Below are 25,262 nucleotides of genomic sequence, written 5' to 3'. Positions count from 1 at the left end.
TTTCGTTCAGACCGAATGCTGGCTCAGGGAGCAGGTCCCTCACAAAAGCAAACAGGGAGCCATCCGGCTCCCTGCTATTTTTACTTCAGCAGATTAGGCACTTCTGCAAATCAGGCTTTCGCCAGCTGCTCTTCAGGACGCTTCAGTACCGCGTAGCTCAGACCTGCAATCGCAGTGCCGATAATAATCGCCATCAGATAGCCGACAACCGGGGTAATCGCGCCAGGGATCAGCAGTACAAACAGTCCGCCGTGCGGTGCCATCAGTTTTGCGCCAATCGCCATGGAGATCGCGCCGGTCGTTGCGCCGCCCACAATACAGCAAGGCAGAACGCGCATCGGGTCACGGGCAGCGAAAGGAATCGCACCTTCAGAGATAAAGCAGAGACCCAGAACCAGAGCCGCTTTACCGCCTTCCTGCTGGCCTTTGTTGAATTTACGACGGGCAACCAGTGTTGCCAGACCCATCGCCAGCGGTGGCACCATACCGGCTGCCATGATGGCGGCCATCGGCGCGTACGTCTGCGAGCTCAGTAAGCCGACGCCAAATGCGTAAGCCACTTTGTTCACCGGCCCACCCATATCGGTACACATCATGCCGCCCAGAATCGCACCCAGCAGGACCGCATTCGCCGTACCCATGTTGGCCAGCCAGTGCGTCAGGCCGCTCATGATGCCCGCAACCGGTTTACCCACCACGTAGATCATCAGCAAACCGGTGATCAGGCTCGCGAATAACGGGATAATCAGTATCGGTTTCAGCGCTTCCATACTCTGCGGCAGTTTTACTTTGCCGCTGATCAGCTTCGCTGCATAACCGGCAATGAAGCCCGCGATGATACCCCCTAAGAAACCGGCGTTGATGCTGGTGGCGATCATACCGCCAATCAGACCTGGCGTCAGACCTGGACGGTCAGCGATAGAGAAGGCAATAAAGCCCGCCAGCACCGGTACCATCAGGGCAAAGGCGCTTCCCCCACCAATTTGCATCAGCGCAGCGGCCAGGGTGCCCTGCTCTTTAAAGGCTGTAATACCAAAAGCGAACGACAGGGCAATGCTCAGCCCCCCCGCGACCACCATCGGCAGCATGTAAGAAACACCGGTCAGCAGGTGACGATAAGCCCCTGCGCCGCCTTTCTTCTCTTCTTCACTCTCATTACTCTGCCCGCCAGCCGCCGCTTTGTACGGCTTCGCTTCAGCGACTGCTTTATCCAGTTCCTGTGCGGTTTTCTTCAGCGCCAGACCGGTTGAGGTGCGGTACATCGGCTTCCCGGCAAATTTCGCCAGATCGACTTCAATGTCTGCTGCGACGATAACCAGATCGGCGGCAGCGACTTCTTCAGGCGTAATCGCGTTACCGGCACCCACTGAACCGCGGGTTTCAACTTTCACCCACCAGCCGCGACGGGTCGCTTCAGCCTGAATGGCTTCGGCAGCCATAAAGGTATGCGCCACGCCGGTCGGACAGGCGGTCACCGCAACCACGCGTTTCTGCGCGCCAGCCTGAGCCGGTGCCGCAGCAGGTGCGCCTGCAGGTGTTGCCACCGCAGCCGGCGCCTGCCAGGTTTTGGCTTCAGCCTTCGCGCGGTTCAGGAAGGTTTCCGGCTCGCGTACCGCCAGCTGGATATCACCCAGCCAGACCGCTTTGCCGTTGAGCGCCGCATCGTCCGGCACATTTTTACCCAGCACAATCGCCAGTTCAGCGTCGGCAGGGTTATCAGTCAGGGTCAGGCCCGCAGCAGCTGCGGCAGCAGCCAGACGTTGTTGCGCCATGTATGCGGAAGCCAGTCCCAGTGTAGGGTCTTTAATCAGCAGCGTTTTCATTATCGCTCTCCTGCTGTCAGTTAACGGGTTGTAAGTCGACGCGCGCCATCATGGCGGCCAACTGAGTACGATCGGAAACGCCAACGTTGCTCTGGCTGACGGCCATCGCCGCCACGGCAGTCGCAAGTCGCAGCGTATGTTCGCTGGATTCGCGCATCAGCAGGCCATAAATCAGGCCGCCAACCATGGAATCACCGGCACCCACGGTGCTGACAACTTCACACACCGGCGGTTTAGCAATCCATTCGCCTGAAGCGTTGACCCACAGCGCGCCTTCAGCACCCAGTGAAATCACTACATGGGCGATACCCTGCTCACGCAGTTCATGCGCAGCACCAATCACATCCTGCAGCGTAGGCAGTTTGCGGCCAGCCCAGATCTCCAGCTCACGGCGGTTAGGTTTCACCAGCCACGGTGCGGCTTTCAGTCCTGCCACCAGTGCCTCGCGGCTGCTGTCAAAGATGATGCATGGGCAGTGGGTGCGTAGTTCGGTCATCCAGCGGGTAAAGGCATCGTGATCGACGCCTTCTGGCAGGCTGCCGCTGACGCAGACCATATCAAACTGGCCCAGCCAGGTCAGAGAATCCGTCGTAAAACGATCCCAGTCCTGAGCGGTTACCTGAAAACCAGAGAAGTTCAGATCGGTAACGTCGCCGGTCTGTTCAGTGAGTTTGACGTTGATACGGGTTCGGCCTGGCACCACCTGGAAACGGTTAGCAATGCCCAGCTCGCTGAACAGCTGCTGGAAGCCGTCCTGATTCTCTTTACCCAGGAAGCCACCCACGGTGACATCGATACCCAGATCTTTCAGAACTTTAGCGACGTTGATGCCCTTGCCCGCCGCATGCAGCCCGGTGGTTTTCACCAGGTTGACTTCGCCGCGTTCAATTTCAGGAGTATACCCCACCAGATCGTACGCCGGATTCAGCGTGATGGTGGCAACGCGTCTGCTCATGATGCCCCCTCACCCAGACCGCTGGTGATCGCTTCTTCAATAGCGTTAAGCGCCTGCTGAGCATCTTCACCGCTGGCGGTAAAGCGCAGGCGATGACCTTTCTTCACGCCCAGCGCAACCACTTTCATCAGGCTGCGACCGTTAGCCGGTTTACCGCTGCCGTCGAGATTGGTCACGGTGATGTCGCTGTTGAACTGCTTGATTACGCTGACCAGCGCGGTGCCCGGACGGGCATGCAAGCCATGTTCGTTACGAATGGTGAATTCAGCGGTCAGCACGTCAGCCTGCTCATCAACTTCGCTGGTCAGCAGCGCGTAGACGCCTGCCGCATCGGCTTTCAGCAGACGATCTGCTTTGCCCTGCTGCAGCAATGCGCTGAGATAACCCAGTACTTCCAGCGGACGCTCATCGGTCGCCGACACGCTGATTAACAGCGCCGCTGATTCGCCCTGATGGTCGAATGCATGTTCAGCACGGCTGATGGCCACGCCGCTGCGCAGGTTGCCGAGGCTGCTGTCGCTGAGCCAGATACCCTGACCCAGATTCAACGGAGCCGTTGAGACCACATCTGCAACGTAGCTGGAATCCACCACGCCCGCGGACTGCAGCCGGCCGGCGTTCATCGCCTGCAGAGTGATCAGATCGCTGGCAGCCACGTTGAGTGTAATTAATGAAGTGTCAAAGCTGAACTCGGCGGCTTGTTTCTCGCCCATCAGCAACGCACGAAGGTCTTCAGCAGAGGCGGTTTTTAGCTGTTCGGCAATGGTGTCATCGCTCAGAACATGCGTCAGCTGACGCAGCAGCGCCAGATGTTCATCCGACTTAGCGGCAATCCCGATGGCGACATAGGCGGTCTGATCGTCACCCCAGGCAATGCCCTGCGGGAACTGGAACACCTGAACACCGGTTTTCAGCACCATATCGCGCGTATCGGTGGTGCCATGAGGGATTGCGATGCCGTTGCCGAGGAAGGTTGAAGTCTGCTGTTCACGCGCCAGCATGCCGTTAACGTAGCCTTCCGTAACATTGCCCGCAGCGGTTAACGCGGCGGCAACCTGACGAATGGCCTCTTCTTTATTACTGGCGCTGGCTCCGGTATGGATGGCCTGCAATTCGAGCTGGAACATAATTCTCCTCGCTTGCTGAGATTGAATCGTTTCAGCCAGTGGGGATTTTTTTACGCCATGCTGTTAAAAACAGGTGGCGCAGTCACCGCTGAAACGTTTCAGGGATTGTGGTACAGCAACTTTCCGGAGGCAAGAAAATGCGCAAACGGCGTACCAGATTTTTGACGTTACGCACATTTCGGGGTAGTTAAGGGGAATAAAAAGTGAACAGGCTGACGCGGCTGCTGTAAACCAGAAATGAGTGGACCAGAAAATTCAGCAACGTCAGCGCATCAGGGCGCAGTATCGGCCTCGAGCTGAAGTAAATAGGTCATCGCCTGCTGGCGCGAGTTACCACACATGCTGTGGGCGGGTTGCAGGCCTGCGCAGACAGCAGGACGCAGTGGTGAGCCAAAGAGTTTGCAGCGCAGTGTGTCATCAAGCTGAACGCAGGGCGTGTTCGCAGGTTTGCCGTCAGGCATGCCAGGAATGGGTGAAGAGATAGAGGGCGCTGTGCAACAGGCACCGCATTGACTACGGCATTGCATGCTGTGCTCCGGCAGAGAATGTCGTGGCGACAATAGCAGTCCGGGGCTGCAATTGCCATGAAAGCCGCAGCCTGACACAAAATTTCGCATCCGCCATATTGCCAGTTTTCACCGGCACGGGTAACGTTGCGCGCACTTCACTCTCAAGATAGCGAGAACAGCAATGCCAAAAGCCAATGAAATCAAAAAAGGGATGGCCGTCACACACAACGGTAAACTGCTGCTGGTTAAAGACATTGATGTCCAGAGCCCCAGCGCACGCGGTGCCGCCACTCTGTATAAAATGCGCTTTACCGATGTCCGCACCGGTTTAAAAGTCGAAGAACGCTTTAAAGGCGACGAGATAATTGATGCGATTTCGCTCAGCCGTCGCAGCGTGACCTTCTCTTATATAGACGGTGACGAATATATCTTTATGGATGATGAGGATTACACCCCTTACTCCTTTAAACAGGAGCAGATTGAAGAAGAGCTGCTGTTTATCCCTGAAGGCGGCATTCCTGGCATTCATGTGCTGACGATGGAGGGTCAGGTGCTGGCGCTGGAACTGCCACAGACCGTGGATATGGAAATCGTAGATACTTCACCAGGCATTAAAGGCGCTTCCGCCAGCGCCCGCACCAAGCCAGCCGGGATGAGCACAGGCCTCTCTATCCAGGTGCCGGAATATCTCAGCAACGGTGACCGCATCCGCATCCATATTGCTGAACGCCGCTATATGGGCCGTGCAGACTAACCCCTGACACGCTGCCGATCGTGATAGTGTTATAGTATTACATTATCACGCTATTCCCAGGCAGGAGTCAGTCCCATGACACACGTAAATCTGATTACCGGTTTTTTGGGCAGCGGCAAAACCACGCTGCTCTGCCATCTGCTGGCAGCCCGGCCTGCCGGAGAAACGTGGGCGGTGCTGGTGAATGAATTTGGCGAGATCGGGATCGACGGCGCCCTGCTGGCCGATCGCGGAGCCACCCTCAAAGAGATCCCTGGCGGCTGCCTCTGCTGCGTGAATGGCCTGCCAATGCAGGTCGGGCTGAACATGCTGCTGAAGAGCAATCCCGATCGTCTGCTGATCGAGCCTACTGGTCTGGGCCATCCCCGTCAGGTGCTGGAGATGCTAAGTGCGCCGGTTTATCAGGCGTGGCTGCAACTGAACGCCACCCTGACACTGCTGGATGCGCGCCAGCTCGCCGATCCGCGTATCGTTGCCAATGAAAACTTTCGCGATCAACTGGCTGCAGCCGACATAATTATCGCCAATAAGCGTGATTGCTGGGATGAAGAGGATCGCCTGCGCCTGGCTGACTGGCAGCAACAGATGCAGCCTCTGCGTCCATTAATAGAAACAGAATTTGGTCAGATCCCCCTTTCCCTGCTGGATACGCCTTATCAGTCCCGCGAGCTTCCCGTGCCCCATCACCATCATCCGGCCAATCACGCGAGTGGGCTGGCGGCGCTACGACTGGATGGCGAGGCGCGCTGGCGTCGGGCGCTGAACCACGGCCAGGGCTATAGCGCCTGCGGCTGGCTGTTCGATGCGGATACGCTTTTTGATAGCGACGCGCTACTGGAATGGGTCAGGCAGGCACAGGTCGATCGCATTAAAGGCGTAATGCGCACAGCAGAAGGCACGATGCGTATTAACTGCCAGGCAAAAGACCTGCAAAGTGAAACGCTCACCTCACCGCCACCCGATAGTCGCATTGAGATCATCCATTCTCAGCAGACTGACTGGAATCGGCTACAATCGGCGTTGTTGAAGTGCCGTTTACGCTAAGAAAGGTATTGTCGGCGGTTATTTTTTTAATAATGAGTTTTTGATTATGCGCGCAACCCGCCTCATTACTATCCTGCTGCTTAATGCACTGGGCATAGTGCTATTTCTTTCGTGGTATCTGCCGCCTGAACATGGTTTCTGGTTTGGCATCGATAAATCTGTTTTCTTTGGCTTCAATAATCAGATGGTCACCCATCCCCTGTTCGCGCTGATCGTTGCCATCACGAATTTCCGTGGTTTTGATGCGGTGTCATTGCTGGCGATGAGCCTGCTTTATCTGTCGATCTGGCAGCGGGAAGCCCCTCAGGCGCGCCGACGAATGCTGGCGATTGGTATTACGATGCTGCTTACCGCAGTGGTACTCAATCAGCTTGGGCATTTGCTGCCAGTGAAACATTCCAGTCCGACACTGTTCTTCGAGAACGTGCATCGCGTCAGTGAACTGACAGGTATCCCCGCAAAAGATGCCTCCAAAGACAGTTTCCCTGGCGACCACGGGATGATGCTGATTATTTTCGCCTGCTTTATATGGCGTTATTTTGGCTTCAGCCGTTTTTTAATTGCCGCCGCGATTGTGATTCTATTTTCACTGCCGCGCGTCATGGCGGGCGCACACTGGTTTACCGATATTGCTGTCGGTTCGCTGTCAGTGATATTAGTGGGTCTGAGCTGGTGGCTATTAACGCCTGCCAGTGATGTGCTGGTTAACTGGTTTTATCGCAAATTACCGGGCAAATATAAGCCCGTGATGTAAATGTTAAGCGCTGTCGGTTAAACCGCCCTGGTCTTAACCCTCAGCGCTTATTAAAAACAGATAATCACTATTAGCCTGCTAATTAAAATCACGAAAAGAAAAGGTTATGACCCTGCTGGCAGGCTAAATATCCACCCACTTTCTCTGTCAATAACGAAATATCTAAAAACAGGGTCTATGTCCTGAATTAGCGCCCCTTTCTCCCCCTGTTCTCTTCATCATCTGACCACAATTGTCGCTAAAGTAGTCAGTGTGTTACGGTTTGATTCTCATCAAAAAAACCTATATGAAATTGATTAAAAGCACTCGCCACGGCGTCTGTAATCAGTTAACCTCAGTCGCAGTGAGGCTACAGCGGCAGAAAATTCGGATTTTTTACCGTTAAAATGTGTCCATTAACACATTTTAGTAATTAAGGATTTGTCTTAGTCTGTTGCGCTTATTAATCTCCCTGTTTTGTCATCTGGCTGGCGACAATTTTGTCGTAAGGAAATCGAAGGAAAACCTGAATAATGGTCAAGTCTCAACCAATACTGAGATATATCTTGCGGATCGTGCCCGCCCTGGCACTGGCAACACTCCTCTCAGCTTGTAGCAGTACCCATAGTAGTGAGAACGCGAATAACGAGAATCATGAAGTTAACAACCACAATGGTTTTTTACTTCAGGCGTCTCAGGATGAGTTTGAAGAAATGGTGCGTAATGTCGACGTTAAGTCGCGCATCATGGAACAATACGCCGTCTGGAAAGGTGTGCGCTATCGCCTCGGTGGCGATACCAAACGCGGGATCGATTGTTCCGCCTTTGTACAACGCACCTTCCGCGATCAATTTGGCTTAGAACTACCCCGCTCGACCTCTGAGCAGCAGGATACCGGCAAAGAGATTACCCGCGGTAAATTGCGTCCTGGCGATCTGGTGATGTTTCGTGCCGGTTCAACGGGCCGTCATGTCGGTATCTACCTGGGTAATGATAACTTCGTTCATGCCTCCACCAGCAGTGGCGTCATGATCTCCAGTCTTAATGATGACTACTGGAAAAAACGTTATCGTGAAGGACGCCGTGTATTAAGTCGTAACCCGACCTGATTATCACCTTCGATCTTCTCTCAGCCAGAGAACATGAAACGCTGCTTATGCAGCGTTTTTTTTCGTCTCTTATTTTTACGGGCAGCAGACAGATAAGTTAAATGCATTGCAATTCAGATTAATATCGAGACTTTTCAGACACTCTCGTTATATTCTCGGTCGCTTAAACCGAAGCAGTCGTGCGCAATAACATAATAATAATTTGATCAGGGGAAGTTCCTCATGCCACTGTCGGGGGCGCTACAGCGCCATGCAACCTATCCTCGCCGCATCGCATGGAGTAGCGCGATGGCTGGCGGCTTATTCTTTCTTTTATTTACCGCACTGTCGCTTCACCAGACATGGCAGAAGCGCGAACGACAACATCAGCAATTGCTGGAGAAGAGCCGCACAGCCTTACAGCAAACGCTCTCCAGCCTGCTCAACAATACCCTCAGTCCCCTGCTTCCGTTTACCCACACTGCCTGTCATACCATTAATCGTGAACTCACCTCACGCGCCGCCTTTGCCGGCAACCTTCGCGCTATCCTGCTGGTTAATAACGGTAATGCCTTTTGCTCTTCGGCCACCGGCAATTTTAATTTGCCGATTAATGTCATTGCGCCTCATAGTGATATTTCACGTGATTTCGATGTACAGCTGATGCCAGGCACACCGTTACAGCCGAACAAACCGGCGCTGGCATTATGGGTTAAAAATCCCGGTACCCTGCAGTCAGGCGTATTCGCGACGATCAATATTACCCTGGCACCCTATCAGCTGCTGGCGTCACGGCATCCGGAAATTACCGGTATGGCACTGATGGCCCAGCGCAGCGCCTTAACCAGCTGGCAGTCCGGCGTTATTGAGAATACAAATCTGCCGCAGCCATTGGTCCGGCAGGCGCTGACAGGTTATCCGCTGCAGTTTGTGTTGTACGGCACCACGCTGGCGTTCATCGATTATCAGACTATTGTGCTGTGCGGCCTTCTGCTGTCGCTTATGGTTGCTGGCGGCTGCTGGTTGTTGCTGTCGGTTTATCAGCGTCCGGGTAAAGAGCTGATCCAGGGTATAAAGCGCGGCGAGTTTCACGTTGAATATCAGCCACTGGTCACCTCTCATGATGGTCAGCCATATGGCATGGAAGCGTTGTTACGCTGGACTCATCCAACCAAAGGGCCCATCCCACCCGATGCGTTTATTCCGTACGCCGAGTCGCAAAACCTGATTATTCCGCTGACGCAGCATCTGTTTCAGCTGGTTTCCCGTGATGCACACCTGCTGTGTCATACCATTCCCCGTCATGCCTGCCTGAGCCTCAACATTTCGCCCCTGCATCTGGCTGATAACCGCTTTCGTCAGGATGTGCTGCACTGGCTTGATACCATGCCTGCGGACCACTTTAATTACGTGTTTGAGATCACCGAGCGGGCTATGGTGCGCGGCGAAAACGTCGGAGAACTGTTCGACTGGCTGCATCAGCAGCAGATCCATATCGCCATTGACGATTTTGGTACCGGTCACAGCGCGCTGATCTATCTGGAACGTTATAACTTTGATTACCTGAAAATCGATCGTGGTTTTGTTCAGAGCATCGGTCATGATAATCAGACCTCGCCGGTACTGGATACCGTGCTGCAGCTGGCGAAGAAGCTGAACCTGAAAAGTGTGGCCGAGGGTGTAGAGACCGGCGAGCAGGCTGCCTGGCTGATTAACCGAGGTGTGACTCATTTGCAGGGGTACATTTTTAGCCGTCCGCTGCGGCCAGAAACGCTGATAGACTATTTCCGGCATCATAACGCCTGACATGGCCCGCCTGGCAGATGCCGGGTATTTAACAGGAGAGAGCATGCTGTTTCGTTACGGACTTCTGCTGCTGTGCAGCCTGCTCAGCACCCCGCTGCTGGCTGCGACGGTCCTGCAAAGCTACGCCTTCACTCAGGCCGGTGAAGCGAAATATCCGCCTGGCTTCAGTCATTACGACTACGCCAATCCCGACGCCCCCAGGGGCGGCAGCATGACTCAGGCGGTGGTCGGCACTTACGACAACTTCAACCGCTATGCCTCACGCGGCAATCCGGGCATTAATACCGGCACGCTTTATGACGGACTTTACACCAGCTCAGATGATGAACCAGGTAGCTATTATCCGCTGATTGCCGAGTCGGCGCGCTACGCCAGCGATTTTTCATGGATTGAGATCCATCTCAATCCACGCGCTCGTTTCCAGGATGGCACACCGATCACCGCCCGCGACGTGGCGTTCACCTTTCAAAAATTCATGACTGAGGGCGTGCCCCAGTTCCGCGTCGCCTATCGCGGCGTAACCGTTAAAGCACTGAACGATCTCACGGTACGCATTGAGGCACAGAAGCCGGAAAAAGATCTGCTGCTTGGGTTACTGACGATGCCGGTTATCGCCGGGTCGTTCTGGCATGATAAGAAGTTTAACGAGCCGTTGAGCGCACCGCCGTTATCCAGCGGACCTTATCGCATCACCCGCTGGAAGCTGGGCCAGTTTATTGAGTTCAGCCGGGTAAAAGATTACTGGGCCGCCGATCTGCCGGTGAATCGCGGGCGCTTTAATTTTGATCGCCTGCGCTATGACTATTATCTGGATGACAATGTGGCGTTTGAGGCTTTTAAGGCAGGTGCTTACGACTTGCGCGAAGAGACCTCAGCGAAGAAATGGGCCACTCAGTATCGCGGCCGCAATTTCGACGAGGGCAGCATCGTCAAAGAGACTTCGCCCAACGATGCCGCTATCGATACCCGCTGGCTGGCTTTTAACAATGAAAAAACGCAGTTTCACGATCGCCGCGTGCGTCAGGCTTTCTCTCTGATGTTCGACTTTGAGTGGATGAACAAAGCGCTCTATTACGGTGCCTGGCAGCGCACCAGCAGCTATTTCCAGAACACGGAGTATGCTGCCAGCGGCCTGCCGGATGCACAGCAACGGGCGCTGCTTGACCCCTGGCGCGCGCAACTGCCGCCTGAGCTGTTCAGCCAGCCTTTTCAGCCACACAAAACCGATGGCAGTGGCTATGACCGCGCCAGTCTGTTAACCGCTTTTGAGCTTCTGAAACAGGCGGGCTGGCAGATTAAAAATCGCCGCCTCGTAAACGACAAAACCGGTCAGCCGTTCACCGTCGAGTTGCTGTTGCGCGGCGGCACCAATACCGACTGGGCGTTACCGTTCCAGCACAATCTTTCCCGACTTGGCATTACCCTGAACCTGCGGCAGATCGACAACTCGCAGTATCTGCGGCGACTGCGTGAAGGTGACTACGACATGGTTGCCACCGTCTATTCAGCGATGCCGATCCCGTCTTCCAGCCTGCAGATCTTCTGGCAATCCGACTACATCACCTCATCGTGGAACACCGCCCGGGTCAAAGATCCGCTGGTCGACCACTTCGTGAAACAGATTGTGGCGCACCAGGGGGATCCCGCCGCGCTGCGGCCGCTGGCTCAGGCGCTGGATCGGGTGCTGCTGTGGAATGCGTATATGATCCCGATGTGGTACAACGCTGAACAGCGGCTGGCGTACTGGGATAAGTTTTCTCACCCTGCCCGCAGGCCCGCCTACAGCACCGGGCTGGAAAACTGGTGGTATGACACCAACAAAGCCGGACGCCTGCCGGCCAGCAAACGCTAAGGAGATGACCGTTGGCCGCTTACTTTCTGCGCAGACTGCTGCTGATCATCCCGACCTTATGGGCGATCATCACGCTTAACTTTTTTATCGTGCAAATCGCGCCCGGCGGCCCGGTCGATCAGGCGCTGGCTAACATTCAGTTTGGCCAGACAACCGGCCTGCCCGGCAGCGGTGCGGAGAGCGCCAGTTCACGCGCCAGCGTCACTCATCTCAATCCTGGCGATAATCAGTACCGTGGCGCACGCGGGCTGGATCCGGAAGTGATTGCTGAGATTAAAAAGCGTTACGGCTTCGATAAACCGCTCTGGCAGCGCTACGGCGAGATGCTGTGGAATTACCTGCGTTTCGATTTTGGCGACAGTCTGTTTCGCAGCGCCCCGGTGATCGGGCTGATTAAGGAGAGCCTGCCGGTCTCGATCAGTCTGGGACTATGGAGCACGCTGATTATCTATCTGGTGTCGATCCCGCTGGGGATCCGCAAGGCGGTGCGCGATGGCAGCGCCTTTGATGTCTGGAGCAGCGCCTTTATCATTATTGGCTATTCCATTCCGGCCTTTCTGTTCGGCATCATGTTGATCGTGCTGTTTGCTGGTGGCAGCTATCTCGACTGGTTCCCGCTGCGCGGGCTCACCTCTGCGCAGCACGACACGCTGCCCTGGTATGGCAAAGTGCTGGACTATTTCTGGCATATCGCCCTGCCGGTACTGGCGACGGTGATCGGTGGCTTCGCCACGCTGACGATGCTGACGAAAAACGCCTTTCTGGATGAGATCCGCAAGCTCTATGTAGTGACCGCGCGCGCCAAAGGGGTACCGGAGCGCCGTATTCTCTATCACCATGTGTTTCGCAACGCGATGCTGCTGGTGATTGCCAGCTTCCCTGCCACCTTTATCAGCATGTTCTTTACCAGTTCGGTACTGATCGAAGTGATGTTCTCGCTTAACGGGCTTGGACTGCTCGGCTATGAAGCGACGCTGCAACGTGACTATCCGGTGATGTTCGGCACGCTCTATATTTTTACGCTGATCGGACTGCTGATGAATATCCTCAGCGATCTGACCTATACACTGGTCGATCCCCGCATCGATTTCGGGAGCCGCTCATGACGCTCTCGCCACTGAATCAACAACGCTGGCAGCGCTTTCGTCATAACCGGCGCGGCTACTGGTCGCTGTGGATCTTTCTGATCATTTTTATCCTGTCACTGGGTGCTGAACTGATCGCCAATGACAAGCCGCTGCTGGTCCATTACCAGCAGCGCTGGACGGTGCCGCTGCTGTTTGACTACAGCGAAACCGACTATGGCGGTGTACTGGCGACAGCGGCGGATTATCAGGATCCCTGGCTGCGGCAGCGCATCGAGCAGAATGGCTGGGCTCTCTGGGCACCGATTCGTTTCAGCGACAGTACCCTCAATTTTGCTACTCAGGTGCCCTTCCCCTCTCCGCCCTCCGCGCAGAACTTGCTTGGCACAGATGCAAACGGTGGCGACGTACTGGCACGGTTGCTCTACGGCACGCGCATCTCGCTGCTGTTCGGGGTGCTGCTGACACTCCTTTCCAGCGTCATCGGGATTGTGGTCGGCGCGGTGCAGGGCTATTTCGGCGGACGAATTGACCTGATTGGGCAGCGGATGATTGAAGTCTGGTCCGGTATGCCGTCGTTGTTTCTGCTAATCCTTCTCTCCAGTGTGATCCAGCCAGGCTTCTGGTGGCTGCTGCTGGTCACCGTGGCTTTCGGCTGGATGAGCCTGGTGAGTGTGGTCCGGGCAGAGTTTCTGCGCACCCGAAACTTTGATTACATCCGCGCGGCGCAGGCGCTGGGCGTCAGCGATGGCCGCATTATGCTGTGCCACATGCTGCCCAATGCGATGGTGGCTACCCTGACTTTTCTGCCGTTTATTTTGTGCGGATCGATTACCACGCTGACCTCGCTCGACTTTCTTGGCTTTGGTCTGCCGCTGGGCTCGCCCTCGCTGGGTGAATTATTGCTGCAGGGTAAAAATAACCTGCAGGCTCCCTGGTTAGGTCTGGCGGGCTTTTTCACGCTGGCGATCCTGCTTTCGCTGCTGATTTTTATCGGCGAAGCGGTGCGCGACGCCTTTGATCCGGGCAAAGGAGCCTGAATGACGATACCACTGCTTGCCATTAACAATCTCTCGATCGCCTTTCGTCAGGGCGAGCAGCTTCGCCAGGTTGTGAATGAGGTATCACTGCGCATCGACGCGGGCGAAACGCTGGCGCTGGTGGGCGAATCGGGGTCCGGCAAGAGCGTTACAGCGCTGTCGGTGATGCGACTGCTGCATGAGGCTGCGGTGGTTTATCCCAGCGGCGAGATTCTGTTTAACGGTGAAGATCTGCTGTGCGCCCGCGAGCAGCGACTGCGGGGGATTCGTGGCAACCAGATCGCGATGATTTTTCAGGAGCCGATGGTGTCGCTTAATCCGCTGCACACCGTGGAGAAGCAGCTGTATGAAGTGTTGTCGCTGCACCGCGGAATGCGTCGTCCGGCGGCACGCGGTGAGATTCTCAGCGTGCTCGATCGGGTCGGCATCCGGCAGCCCGCCGCCCGGCTCAATGATTTTCCCCATCAGCTTTCCGGCGGAGAACGCCAGCGGGTGATGATCGCCATGGCGCTGCTGACTGAGCCGCAGCTGCTGATTGCCGATGAGCCGACAACGGCGCTGGATATGACAGTACAGGCACAGATCCTGACGCTGCTGCGCGAACTGCAGCGGGAGCTGGACATGGGCATGCTGTTTATCACCCATAACCTGAATATCGTGCGTCAGCTGGCGGATAACGTCAGCGTGATGCGCAATGGCCACATTGTGGAGCAGAACCGCTGCCAGACGCTGCTGAACCAGCCGCAACACCCCTACAGCCAGCAGTTGCTGGCCGCCGAGCCGGAAGGAAAAGCGTTGCCGCTGCCCGCAGACGCGCCGGTCATTCTCAGAGTTGAGCAGCTTCAGGTGAGTTTTCCACTACGGCGCGGGTTGTTCGGCCGACAGCCTCGTGAAAAACAGGTGCTCTCCGGACTGAGTTTTAGCCTGCGGCGCGGTGAAAGTCTGGGGCTGGTGGGTGAGTCCGGCTCGGGTAAAAGCACCACCGGCCTGGCGCTGCTGCGGCTGATTAGCTCACGCGGCGAGGTCTGGTTTGATGACCAGCCGTTGCATCAGCTGTCGCGCCGTCAGTTATTGCCTCTGCGTCAGCGCATTCAGGTGGTGTTTCAGGACCCGAATTCTTCGCTCAATCCGCGTATGACGGTGCAGCAAATCATTGCTGAAGGTCTCGCGGTGCATCAGCCAGAACTGAACAGTGCGCAGCAGGCACAGCGGGTCATCGCGGTGATGGAGGAAGTCGGGCTTGAAGCGGAAAGTCGCCATCGTTATCCGGCAGAATTTTCTGGCGGTCAGCGCCAGCGTATTGCTATCGCGCGGGCACTGATTCTGGAACCGGAGTTACTGGTGCTGGATGAGCCGACTTCATCGCTGGATCGCACGGTGCAGAAGCAGATCCTGACGCTCTTACGTCGCTTACAGCAGCAACGGCAGCTCAGTTATCTTTTTATCAGTCACGATCTGGATGTGGTTCGCGCCCTGTGTCATCAGCTCATCGTGCTGCGTCAGGGGGAAGTGGTGGAACAGGGAGAGTGTGAAAGGTTGTTTACTTCACCCGGAGCGGCGTATACCCGCGAGCTACTGCAGTCGGCGCACATCAGCCTGCAATAAAGGTTTCGGCAATCGCTACGCCCTGATTTTTCAGGCAGCAGTTGGTGGCACTTTCATCACGACGCTGAATGAACAGACAGGGCTGCCCTTCGCACTCGGCCACTTTGCAATCGACCTGAATACCCGCCAGGACCTCTTTTAATTGCTGCAGAATCTCCCACGCCGGCATGCCGTCATGGCTGATTAATCGCAGCGCAACGAAATCCTGCTCATCCAGCGTCAGGTCATCGGATTCGATGGCACTGTGGCGATCGCTGGCCCAGCGAAAATGCTGTGGCAGACGATGCACAATTGAAAGTTGCAGCATAGTTTACTTCCCCGGATGAGTTTATGTCGCAACACCGACCTGCCTGGCTGAAAGCGGGTTGATCACCGCTGAGTGCGGACAGCGTTTACAGGCCTGGCCCTGCGGAGGCCAGAAGCGCATTTTTGCGACTTACATCGCACTTCAGCCTATATGTACCGCGTTCAAACGCCGTTAACAATCATTTTAGACGCATTGTGATTACTTTTTTAACTAAAAATTTTCACAATAACGAAACAAAAGCGGCGGAATCTTCATCGCGGCGGGCAATCGGGAGAAAAACCACTGCGCCCGGTTAACGGGTCGCAGTGCGGGGACGTGAAGCGTAGAAAAAGAACAGCAGAGAGATCGTCGCGCACAGCGCAATGGTGCCGACCATGGGCCAGGCGCTATTGAAACTCACCAGCGACAGCAACGCACCGACAAAAGCACCCACGCCAAAACGCAGCGTGCCCGCCAGAGAGGATGCCGTTCCGGCCATATGCGGAAACTCATCCAGGATCACCGCCATCGCATTCGATGAGACTATCGATACGCAACCGATAAACATCGCGATCCCCATCACCAGCGGCACAAAGCCGAGACTGAAGGCGCTGACAATCAGCAACCAGATTCCCATACAGAACTGTATCAGCAGGCCCAGCCGGAACATCGCCACCGGGCCGAAGCGTCGCACGGCGCGGCTGTTAATCAGCGTCAGTACAAACAGAAACACCACATTGAGGCCAAAGTAGTAGCCAAAGTTTTGCGGTGAGACGTGATTCAGTTCGATGTAAACAAAGGGACCCGCATTAAGAAAGGTAAAGAGTCCGGCAAACGAGAAACCGCTCGACAGCATGTAACTGAACGCGCGTTTGTGGCGAAACAGCGTCACGAAATTGCCGAGCGTAGTGCGCAGATGAAAACGCTGTCGCTGCTCCGGCTTCAGGGTTTCGCGGATTTGCGTGGTCACCAGCACGGTGGTCACCAGTGCCGCGCCCGCAAGCGCCCAGAAGATCGCGTGCCAGCTCCAGAGCACCAGCAGCCAGCCACCGATAATGGGGGCCAGAAGCGGCGCGATGGTGGTAATCAGCATCACAAAGGACATCATGCGCGAGAAGTCCTCTTTCGAGTAACTGTCACGCATAAGCGCATTGATCACCACACTGGCTGCTGCTGCCGACAGTCCATGCAGGAAGCGCATCAGAATCAGCTGATCGATGGTCTGCGACAGTGCACAGGCCGCAGCAGCACAGGCGAAGATCAGGGTGCCGAGGGCTATCACCGGCTTACGCCCATAGCTGTCTGCCAGCGGCCCATAGATAAGCTGGCCAATCGCGAAACCAAGAATGTAGAGGTTAAGCGACATCTGCACGCTACCGGCTGACACCCCGAACTCACGCGCAATCTGCGGCATGGCAGGCAGATACATGTCGATCGACAACGGCATCAGCATGGCTAACAGACCGAGGATAACCACCAGTCCTGTTGGCGAGTTCTTTTCCTTACGCACACCATCTCCTGCCCGAATGAGTCTGAGTCGGGCCGCCTGGCCCGCCCGGTTATTTGGTCTGCAGTTCTTTCGGCAGACCGATACTGGCGATCTCGTCTTCTGTCAGCGCACGATATTCGCCCGGTTCCAGATCCTCGTCCAGCACGATGTCACCAATGCGTTCACGATGCAGCTCCATGACACGATTGCCGACGGCTGCAAACATCCGTTTCACCTGGTGGTAGCGACCTTCACTCAGTGTCAGCCGCACATCTGTGGGGGTAATCACCTCCAGCTGTGCCGGTTTCGTCAGGCTCTTCTCATTGTGCAGTTGCACGCCCGCTGTAAACTGCGCGGCCGTATCGTCACTGATCGGCGATTCCAGCGTAACCCGATAGGTTTTCTCGCAGTGATGACGTGGCGAGGTAATGCGGTGTGACCACTGGCCATCATCTGTCAGCAGCACCAGTCCGGTGGTGTCGATATCCAGACGTCCTGCTGCGTGCAGTTTGAATGACATCGGCTCTTCAATGAAATAGATGATGGTGGGATGATCGGGATCGTCGGTTGAGCAGACGTAACCCTGCGGTTTGTTCAGCATAAAGTAGCGTGGACCGGTCTGCATCTGCAGCACGTTGCCGTCATAGACCACTTCGTGGTCGGGCAGCAGTTTGAACGCAGTATCGCGTACAACTTCCCCGTTAACGGTGACACGCTGGCCACGGATCTCGCGATGAGCGATGGCGCGGCTGATTTCCAGTTGCTGAGAGATGAATTTGTCGAGTCGCATGAATTCGTTTTGCCTGTTACTGCGGAGGGAATCTGAAACGGCCTGGTTAACCGTTGAAAATGTGCGGGAAGTATAACGTGATCCGCGCCAGCCTGACAGCGCGTTTACCGCACTTTCATGGCATAATTACCGCCAGTTATACAAAAGTGAGCAACATGTCTTTTACCTTACGCCCCTATCAACAGGATGCGGTGAATGCCACCGTGGCGCATTTCCGTCGTCATCAGGAACCTGCCGTCATTGTGCTGCCGACCGGTGCCGGAAAGAGTCTGGTGATTGCCGAGCTGGCACGGCTGGCGCGTGGCCGGGTACTGGTGCTGGCGCACGTCAAAGAGCTGGTGGCGCAGAACCACAGTAAATATCAGGCCTACGGGCTGGAGGCGGATATCTTTGCCGCCGGACTTCAGCGCAAAGAAAGTCAGCGCAAAGTCGTGTTTGGCAGTGTGCAGTCGGTTGCACGTAATCTGGACCTGTTCGACAGTGCCTTCTCGCTGGTGATTGTCGATGAGTGTCACCGTATCGGCGATGATAAAGAGAGTCAGTATCAACAGATCTTTCATCATCTGCGTCAGCACAATCCTCAGTTGCGTTTACTGGGCCTGACTGCCACGCCGTTCCGGCTGGGTAAGGGCTGGATTTACCAGTTCCACTATCACGGCATGGTGCGTGGCGACGAAAAATCGCTGTTCCGCGACTGTATCTATGAACTGCCGCTGCGCTACATGATCAAGCATCAGTTTCTGGTGCCCCCGGAGCGGCTGGATATGCCAGTGGTGCAGTATGACTTCAGCCGCCTGACGGCACAGTCAAACGGCCTGTTCAGCGAAGCCGATCTTAACCGTGAACTGAAACAGCAGCAGCGCGTCACGCCCCATATTATCCGGCAGATTGTGGCGTTCGCCGAAGATCGACTGGGCGTGATGATTTTCGCCTCGACGGTGGAGCATGCGCGTGAAATCCTGCGACTGCTGCCAGAAAACAGCGCGCTGGTCTCCGCCGACACGCCAGCCAAAGAGCGTGATGCACTGATACTGGCGTTTAAAGCGCAGCAGCTGAAATTCCTGGTGAACGTGGCGGTGCTGACCACCGGGTTTGATGCTCCGCACGTGGATCTGATTGCGATCCTGCGCCCGACAGAGTCAGTCAGCCTCTATCAGCAGATCGTCGGACGCGGCCTGCGGCTTTCGCCTGGTAAAACCGACTGCCTGATCCTTGATTACGCGGGTAATCCGCACGACCTCTTTACCCCCGAAGTCGGCGCTCCCAAAGGGGCCAGCGACAATCAGCCGGTTCAGGTTTTCTGTCCCGCCTGCGGTTTCGCCAACACCTTCTGGGGCAAGGCGACCGAAGATGGCATGGTGATCGAGCATTTTGGCCGACGCTGTCAGGGCGTACTGGAAGATGATGAGGGCGAGCGCGAACAGTGTGATTTTCGCTTCCGCTTTAAAAGCTGCCCTGACTGCGGTGCTGAGAATGATATTGCTGCCCGGCGCTGTCACCAGTGCGACAAAATCCTGGTCGATCCCGACGATATGCTTAAAGCGGCGCTGAAACTGAAAGATGCGCTGGTGCTGCGCTGTGGCGGCATGACACTTGAACAGGGCAGCGACGCTAAAGGCGAATGGCTGAAGGCGACCTATTACGACGAGGAAGGCACCAGCGTCAGCGAACGCTTTCGTCTGCAGACGCCAGCCCAGCGTAAGGCGTTTGAACAGCTCTTTATGCGGCCGCATCAGCGCGCGCCCGGCGTACCTCTGGGCTGGCAGACCGCCGCTGACGTCCTGGCACTGCAGCCGTTACTGCGTCATCCCGACTTTGTCGTCGCGCGTGCTAAAGGCCAGTTCTGGCAGATCCGTGAGAAAATGTTCGATTATCAGGGCCGCTATCGCCGTGCCAATGAGCTGCGCTGATCGGTGATGCCCGGCAGGTCTGACCGGATGCTGAATCCCGCCAGCGGGTATATCGTTTGCTACCACCTTGCATAAGGGCTATACTGCCGCCCGCTTTTGCATGTGCATCAGCGGTATTGAATAACCTGCCTGTTACTGGGTCGCCTGTAGCAGGATTTAAATGAAGAGATATATTAATGCTCACTATCAATGCAGTAGAACGTAAAGAGCAGGGTAAGGGTGCGAGCCGCCGCCTGCGTTTAGCAAACCGTTTCCCGGCCATCATCTACGGTGGTTCTGAAGCGGCTGTTGCCATCGACCTGGATCACGACTCCGTAATGAACCTGCAATCTAAGCCAGGTTTCTACGACGAAGTGCTGACCCTGTCAGTTGACGGTAAAGAAACTAAAGTGAAAGTTCAGGCTGTTCAGCGTCACCCGTTCAAGCCAAAACTGTTCCACATCGACTTCGTTCGCGCTTAATCGCGAATTACGTTGAAAGGTAAAAGGGCCGGTTGCGAAACCGGCCCTTTTATTTTGTCCCTGACAGACGACATTAACCGACGTGTCAGGGAACAATAGCCGGGCTAATCCCGGCTTTTTTATTTGCTGCTGGTACGGCGCTGGAGCTGATCCCGCAGATTAGGGGGTGTGCCCTTAATCGTCAGGGTGTCCGTGGCTGGATCCCAGAAAATGCGTTCGCCCAGCAACATCGCATCGAAATTCAGGGTCAGTCCCCCGCCGCTTCCGGCAAACTTCGTCAGCTGGCGCAGCGTACCACGATCTGCCGGGAAGCTCTCTTCCAGCTCGTAGCCCTGCTCCTGAGTAAAAGCCTGGAAGGTTTTTTCGCCCAGTGGTGGCAGTTCGCTCGACAGATCTTCCAGCGCAATCTCCTCGCCCGCCTGCAACTGCTCGTTGCAGTAGCTATAGACCTGCTGGCGATAGTTCTGCCGTTCCTGCTTATCCAGTTCGGATTCGTTGCAGTAGTCATCGACAGCCTGCAACAGACCGCGGTTCTGCGCCTTGGTGTCTAATCCCACTTCGGCACCGAGGAAGTCCATAAAGAAGTCAGCCACTTTACGTCCGACGCGGCCGCGCAGGAAGGTCAGGTAACGGGTCGATTCCGGATTGGTTTCCCACTCGGTTAAATCGATACGCGCCACGATGTCGGCATGATTGATGTCGAGATAGTGGGTGCTGCTGATATCCATCTGCTCATTGACGCGCATGCTGGACTGGCTGTTCAGCACTGCAATCAGCAGATATTCCACCGCCAGATAGCGGTAGTGTATAAACAGCACCACGCCGCCTTCAGCGAACGGATATTTTGCCAGCTCGTCGCGCAGACGGCCGGTCGCAGCACGGCTAAAAGCGAGAAAATCATCGTTGCCCTTACGACAATTACGCAGCGCTTCTGCCAGTTCACTCCCGGCATTGAACAGGCCATAGGCTTTGCTTTTTGCGCTGTAAACCCGGTGTAACTCCTCCACCATCGCGTTAACCGTGTTGGTGGCAGGCAGCAGCGAATCGCGCAGCGCCAGTTCAAGCTGGTTTTCATCGCGTTTGATTAACTGATGCAGGGCAATCTGGTCGATATCCAGACTCATGGTAGACTCTCCTTTTAGCACAGGCGCGTATTCAAACACCGCCAGCATCGGCTTTCAACTCTATGCGTGAAGCGAACGTGCTGCTTTCGATAAAATTGCGGTAAAAAGTGCGCTATTCCGGTAATATATCGCCTTTTGAAATGAGCTTAGACGACGATATGGCACAATCATCCCGTTACAGTGACGAACGCGTGGAACAACTCCTCGCGGAAATGGCCCAGATTCTGCACAAGGATAAGGCCCCCACCGATCTCTCTCTGATGGTTCTGGGAAATATGGTGACCAACTTAATTAACAGCGATGTCGCCCCGGCACAACGTCGTTCTCTGGCACGATCTTTCGCCGATGCCCTTCAGGCATCAGTGCGTGACGATAACGCCCATTAATTGGCTGATTTGACTTCATAATATGGTAACCAACCGGCAGCGCTACCGCGAAAAAGTCTCCCAGATGATTAGCTGGGGGCACTGGTTTGCTCTGTTTAACATCTTATTCGCGCTGATTTTAGGCAGTCGCTACCTGTTGGTTGCCGACTGGCCTTCTTCGCTGGCGGGGCGTATCTACGCCTATACCAGTTGGGTTGGCCACTTCAGTTTTGTCGTTTTTGCTGCCTATCTGCTGATTATCTTCCCGCTGACCTTTGTGGTGATGTCGCAACGGCTGATGCGGGTGTTGTCCGCCGTTATTGCGACCTCCGGGCTGACGCTGGTGATGGTCGACAGTGCGGTGTTCAGCCGCTTCCACCTGCACCTTAACCCGGTGGTGTGGGAGCTGGTGATTAACCCCGATCAGAGCGAGATGGCGCGCGACTGGCAGCTGATGTTTATCAGCGTGCCGCTGATTTTTCTGGTCGAAATGCTGTTTGCGACCTGGAGCTGGCAGAAGCTGCGCAGCCTGAATCGCCGCTCGTTTGGTAAGCCTGTTGCCGCCCTGTTTATCAGTGCCTTCTTTGCCAGTCACCTGATGTATATCTGGGCTGATGCCAACTTCTATCGCCCGATTACCATGCAGCGCGCCAATCTGCCGCTTTCCTACCCGATGACTGCCCGCCGCTTCCTTGAGCGTCACGGTCTGCTGGATGCGCAGGAGTATCAGCGTCGGCTGATTCAGCAGGGCGACCCGGAAGCGGTGGCCGTAGAGTATCCACTGAGCGACATTACTTTCCGCGATACCGGTACCCGCAATAACCTGCTGGTACTGACAGTCGATGGTCTGAACAACGCGACGCTCGCCAAAGCGCTGCCGGAACTGAATCAGTTCGCCAGCGAGAATGTGCGTTTTACCCAGCACTACAGCGCGGGGGATACGCCAGAGAAAGGGTTGTTTGGCCTGTTCTATGGTATCTCCTCCAGCTACATGAACGGTATTCTTGCCTCCCGAACGCCGTCAGCCCTGCTGGGCGCGCTAAGCACTCAGGGGTATCAGTTTGGCCTGTTCTCCTCTGAAGGCTTTAACCCGCCGCTGTACCGCCAGGCGCTGCTGACCGACTATTCACTGCCGCCGACAACCAGCCAGCCCAACGCCAGCACCGTGGCGCAATGGCAGAACTGGCTGGAGAAACAGAAGGGTTCACAGGCTCCGTGGTTCTCCTGGATTGCCCTGAACGGTCCTGATGTTACCGGCGACAATGCTAAAGCGCGTCAGCGCAGTTATCTGCGCCAGGCGCCAGGCGTTGATGAGCAGATTCATGCCGTGCTCAACAGCCTGCAGGCACGTGATTTACTGAAGAATACCGTGGTAGTTATTACCGCGCAGCGTGGACTGGCACTGGATGGCGATCCTGACAGCGCCGGAAACCGCCAGACATTGCAGGTACCCTTAGTGATTCACTGGCCTGATACCCCGGCACAAACTGTTGATCGCCTTTCTGATCATCAGGATGTGATGGCAACGCTGATGCAGCGCCTGCTGCATGTGCGCACCAATCCGGTGAACTACTCGCAGGGTGAAGATCTGTTTGCTGCGCGTCGTCGCCATGACTGGGTCGCCAGCAGCGAAGAGAACAAGCTGGTGATTACCACACCGCAGGTGACGCTGGTGCTCAACAACAACGGCAGCTATCGCGCCTATGATGCGCAGGGCAACGCGCTGAAAGATCACAAGCCCGAACTGGCACTGCTGTTGCAGGTATTAACGGAGGAGAAGCGATTCATCGCTAACTGATTAATTATCAGGCAAATAGTCGGCAGGTATCTTGCATTAATGAAGATAACCAGTAGACTAATCCTCCAGTGTTCGGCACGTAGCGCAGCCTGGTAGCGCACGGTCATGGGGTGTCCGGGGTCGGAGGTTCAAATCCTCTCGTGCCGACCAAATTCCCTGAAAAGCAGCCTGAACGGCTGCTTTTTTCGTTTCTGTCATCAAATCTTAACTTTCCTCGCACCTCCCGCAATCCGATCTATACTTGAAAATGTGTGGGTAACAAGAGGAGAGTTTATGACAGTTATTGAAAAAGACGATCCAACCGAAGCACCCGAGTCCGGCGATAAGCAACCTTCCCCGCCAGACCAGAAGTAACCCACGGGGCCGCGTCTGACGCGGCCTTTCTATGTCAGCTTACCCCCTCCGTTTAACATTCAGATTAGTCCTGCGCGCCCATTAACATTTCTTTTACAATCAGCAGGTTAACCCTTGCAACATAATCTGATCTGCCTCACAAAACTGGCTACCGGCTGCGCTTATTCATCAAACTGAAACAAAAATGTCACAGAAAATGCCTACCCTGAAATCCCCACAAATTGACGGATAATTTTTATGGCGATCAAAGCGAAAAGCCTGAAAGATGCGGAAGCGTTACTGCATTCAGGCATTAGCAAAGTGGAACTGGCGTATGACATTGGCAGCGACGACTTCTTTCGTCTGGCAAGCCACTGGTGCGACCGGGGTGCACGCATCAGCAGGGGTCACCACCATTTCGTTGTTTCTCTAAAGAGTTTTGCCATTCCTCCCAACGACTGATTCCGGCGGGCTGCTTGCCCTGATCCATTGCGCCTGATTTAATGCCTTTTTGGCTTAAATGGTTTCGCATGCGCTATCCCGACCTGCCGCTGCCGCCTCTCACAGGCGGCTTTATCCTTTCCGCTCACCTTAACCGCAGCGATCCTTTACTCGCGGTGAGTCACTTTGATCCGCAAAATTACCATGATGCGCTGGCTGTCGAATGGGGTATTCCATTACCCGCCCGACTGCAGCAGGCTGTCAGTAAACGACGCGCTGAATATCTCGCCAGCCGTTTGCTGGTCCGGTCAGTAATGGCAGAGCTGGGGATTGCTGATTTCACACTGACCAACGCGCCCGATCGTTCCCCCTGCTGGCCCGCTGGTATTCAGGCGTCACTGTCACACAGTGCAGGCATTGTCGTGGTGGCGGCAACCCGGCAGCCCTGCGCTGTCGGCATCGATGTCGAGCGGTTCATGTCGGAGACGACGGCACAGGAAACGGCTGAGCTGTTGATGAATGAGCAGGAACAGCAGTTGTTGCGGACGCTGCCCGTTTCCTTCCATGAAGCCGCTACCCTGCTCTTCTCCCTTAAAGAGAGCCTTTTCAAAGCGCTGTGGCCACAGCTGCATCAACCGATGGACTTCCTGGATGCAGCACTGGTGTCGGTAGATTTCGTGCAGCAGTGCGCGACACTGCGACTGACTCAGGAGTTCGGTGGGCGTTTTACGCCGGGAACGTTACTGAAGGGGAAGTTTATGTGGCGGGATAATCAGGTGATTACGCAGATCACCCATCGGCTTTAAAAAGCGGCTAAACAGGACGCCAGTCTGTTTTTTCTGGG

23 protein-coding genes and 1 tRNA gene are annotated in these 25,262 nt (G+C 55.4%); 16 read left to right on the top strand and 8 right to left on the bottom strand.

Features of this window, described 5'->3' with window-relative positions; translation table 11 throughout:
* Positions 1-110 precede the first annotated feature (110 nt).
* The 4 genes from fruA to HZZ01_RS01860 all read right to left on the bottom strand — a co-directional run bounded on the left by fruA (position 111) and on the right by HZZ01_RS01860 (position 4,432).
* The gene (fruA, locus tag HZZ01_RS01875) at positions 111-1,823 is read right to left on the bottom strand and encodes a PTS fructose transporter subunit IIBC (protein ID WP_179895258.1); all 1,713 of its coding nucleotides are present in this window, start codon (positions 1,821-1,823) and stop codon (positions 111-113) included.
* Positions 1,824-1,839: 16 nt separating this feature from the next.
* The gene (fruK, locus tag HZZ01_RS01870) at positions 1,840-2,778 is read right to left on the bottom strand and encodes a 1-phosphofructokinase (RefSeq protein ID WP_090959394.1); all 939 of its coding nucleotides are present in this window, start codon (positions 2,776-2,778) and stop codon (positions 1,840-1,842) included.
* Entirely contained in the window at positions 2,775-3,905 is a 1,131-nt protein-coding gene (fruB, locus tag HZZ01_RS01865) for a fused PTS fructose transporter subunit IIA/HPr protein (RefSeq protein WP_179895257.1), read from the bottom strand. The genes fruK and fruB overlap by 4 nt, the downstream gene beginning before the upstream one ends.
* A gap of 272 nt (positions 3,906-4,177) precedes the next feature.
* A complete protein-coding gene (locus tag HZZ01_RS01860) occupies positions 4,178-4,432 on the bottom strand; it encodes a YkgJ family cysteine cluster protein (RefSeq protein ID WP_179895256.1) in 255 nt (84 codons plus the stop codon).
* Positions 4,433-4,595: 163 nt separating this feature from the next.
* Between HZZ01_RS01860 and yeiP the strand changes: the two genes are divergently transcribed.
* From yeiP to yejF, 9 genes are all read left to right on the top strand, one after another.
* On the top strand, positions 4,596-5,168 hold the full coding sequence (gene yeiP, locus HZZ01_RS01855) for an elongation factor P-like protein YeiP (protein WP_003854146.1): 573 nt from the start codon (positions 4,596-4,598) through the stop codon (positions 5,166-5,168).
* Between the two features lie 75 nt (positions 5,169-5,243).
* Positions 5,244-6,212: a GTP-binding protein gene (locus tag HZZ01_RS01850; protein WP_179895255.1), complete on the top strand. Its 969-nt coding sequence runs from the start codon at positions 5,244-5,246 to the stop codon at positions 6,210-6,212.
* A 46-nt stretch (positions 6,213-6,258) separates the two neighbouring features.
* On the top strand, positions 6,259-6,966 hold the full coding sequence (locus HZZ01_RS01845) for a phosphatase PAP2 family protein (RefSeq protein WP_179895254.1): 708 nt from the start codon (positions 6,259-6,261) through the stop codon (positions 6,964-6,966).
* Between the two features lie 512 nt (positions 6,967-7,478).
* Positions 7,479-8,054: a bifunctional murein DD-endopeptidase/murein LD-carboxypeptidase gene (mepS, locus tag HZZ01_RS01840; protein ID WP_179895253.1), complete on the top strand. Its 576-nt coding sequence runs from the start codon at positions 7,479-7,481 to the stop codon at positions 8,052-8,054.
* Between the two features lie 222 nt (positions 8,055-8,276).
* On the top strand, positions 8,277-9,839 hold the full coding sequence (locus HZZ01_RS01835; protein ID WP_179895252.1) for a cyclic di-GMP phosphodiesterase: 1,563 nt from the start codon (positions 8,277-8,279) through the stop codon (positions 9,837-9,839).
* A gap of 43 nt (positions 9,840-9,882) precedes the next feature.
* Positions 9,883-11,691: an extracellular solute-binding protein gene (locus HZZ01_RS01830; RefSeq protein ID WP_179895251.1), complete on the top strand. Its 1,809-nt coding sequence runs from the start codon at positions 9,883-9,885 to the stop codon at positions 11,689-11,691.
* 11 nt (positions 11,692-11,702) lie between these two features.
* A complete protein-coding gene (locus HZZ01_RS01825; protein ID WP_179895250.1) occupies positions 11,703-12,797 on the top strand; it encodes a microcin C ABC transporter permease YejB in 1,095 nt (364 codons plus the stop codon).
* A complete protein-coding gene (locus HZZ01_RS01820) occupies positions 12,794-13,816 on the top strand; it encodes an ABC transporter permease (protein WP_179895249.1) in 1,023 nt (340 codons plus the stop codon). Before HZZ01_RS01825 ends, HZZ01_RS01820 begins: the two co-directional genes overlap by 4 nt.
* A complete protein-coding gene (gene yejF, locus HZZ01_RS01815; RefSeq protein ID WP_179895248.1) occupies positions 13,817-15,421 on the top strand; it encodes a microcin C ABC transporter ATP-binding protein YejF in 1,605 nt (534 codons plus the stop codon).
* On the opposite strand, the gene HZZ01_RS01810 is transcribed toward yejF, so the two are convergent.
* From HZZ01_RS01810 to rsuA, 3 genes are all read right to left on the bottom strand, one after another.
* Positions 15,408-15,728, bottom strand: coding sequence for a hypothetical protein (locus tag HZZ01_RS01810; RefSeq protein ID WP_179895247.1), 321 nt, complete (start codon positions 15,726-15,728; stop codon positions 15,408-15,410). The two genes, yejF and HZZ01_RS01810, sit on opposite strands and share 14 nt — an antisense overlap.
* A gap of 292 nt (positions 15,729-16,020) precedes the next feature.
* Positions 16,021-17,217 carry a Bcr/CflA family multidrug efflux MFS transporter gene (locus tag HZZ01_RS01805; RefSeq protein WP_179895246.1) on the bottom strand — a complete coding sequence of 399 codons (1,197 nt, stop codon included), beginning with the start codon at positions 17,215-17,217 and terminating at the stop codon, positions 16,021-16,023.
* A 49-nt stretch (positions 17,218-17,266) separates the two neighbouring features.
* Complete coding sequence (rsuA, locus tag HZZ01_RS01800) at positions 17,267-17,986, bottom strand: 16S rRNA pseudouridine(516) synthase RsuA (RefSeq protein WP_179895245.1); 720 nt, start codon at positions 17,984-17,986, stop codon at positions 17,267-17,269.
* A 155-nt stretch (positions 17,987-18,141) separates the two neighbouring features.
* Between rsuA and HZZ01_RS01795 the strand changes: the two genes are divergently transcribed.
* Complete coding sequence (locus HZZ01_RS01795) at positions 18,142-19,896, top strand: DEAD/DEAH box helicase (RefSeq protein WP_179895244.1); 1,755 nt, start codon at positions 18,142-18,144, stop codon at positions 19,894-19,896.
* Between the two features lie 176 nt (positions 19,897-20,072).
* Positions 20,073-20,357 carry a 50S ribosomal protein L25 gene (gene rplY, locus HZZ01_RS01790; RefSeq protein ID WP_179895243.1) on the top strand — a complete coding sequence of 95 codons (285 nt, stop codon included), beginning with the start codon at positions 20,073-20,075 and terminating at the stop codon, positions 20,355-20,357.
* Positions 20,358-20,476: 119 nt separating this feature from the next.
* Here the strand turns inward: rplY and yejK are convergent, their stop codons facing one another.
* Positions 20,477-21,481, bottom strand: a complete 1,005-nt coding sequence (yejK, locus tag HZZ01_RS01785; RefSeq protein ID WP_179895242.1) for a nucleoid-associated protein YejK — start codon at positions 21,479-21,481, stop codon at positions 20,477-20,479.
* Positions 21,482-21,639: 158 nt separating this feature from the next.
* On the opposite strand from yejK, the gene HZZ01_RS01780 reads away from it, so the two are divergent.
* The 5 genes from HZZ01_RS01780 to HZZ01_RS01760 all read left to right on the top strand — a co-directional run bounded on the left by HZZ01_RS01780 (position 21,640) and on the right by HZZ01_RS01760 (position 25,224).
* Positions 21,640-21,867 carry a YejL family protein gene (locus tag HZZ01_RS01780; RefSeq protein WP_010248348.1) on the top strand — a complete coding sequence of 76 codons (228 nt, stop codon included), beginning with the start codon at positions 21,640-21,642 and terminating at the stop codon, positions 21,865-21,867.
* 22 nt (positions 21,868-21,889) lie between these two features.
* On the top strand, positions 21,890-23,644 hold the full coding sequence (gene yejM / locus HZZ01_RS01775) for an LPS biosynthesis-modulating metalloenzyme YejM (RefSeq protein ID WP_179895241.1): 1,755 nt from the start codon (positions 21,890-21,892) through the stop codon (positions 23,642-23,644).
* Between the two features lie 73 nt (positions 23,645-23,717).
* A tRNA-Pro gene (locus HZZ01_RS01770) sits at positions 23,718-23,794 on the top strand.
* A gap of 441 nt (positions 23,795-24,235) precedes the next feature.
* Positions 24,236-24,439, top strand: coding sequence for a hypothetical protein (locus HZZ01_RS01765; RefSeq protein ID WP_003854174.1), 204 nt, complete (start codon positions 24,236-24,238; stop codon positions 24,437-24,439).
* Between the two features lie 68 nt (positions 24,440-24,507).
* Complete coding sequence (locus HZZ01_RS01760) at positions 24,508-25,224, top strand: 4'-phosphopantetheinyl transferase (protein ID WP_179895240.1); 717 nt, start codon at positions 24,508-24,510, stop codon at positions 25,222-25,224.
* The last annotated feature ends 38 nt before the right edge of the window (positions 25,225-25,262 follow it).

The organism is Pantoea sp. WMus005 (assembly GCF_013415305.1).
Taxonomy (GTDB): Bacteria; Pseudomonadota; Gammaproteobacteria; order Enterobacterales; family Enterobacteriaceae; genus Pantoea; species Pantoea rara.
The sequence above is the reverse complement of the archived record's forward strand: the minus strand, read 5'-3'. Positions and strand labels throughout refer to the sequence as shown.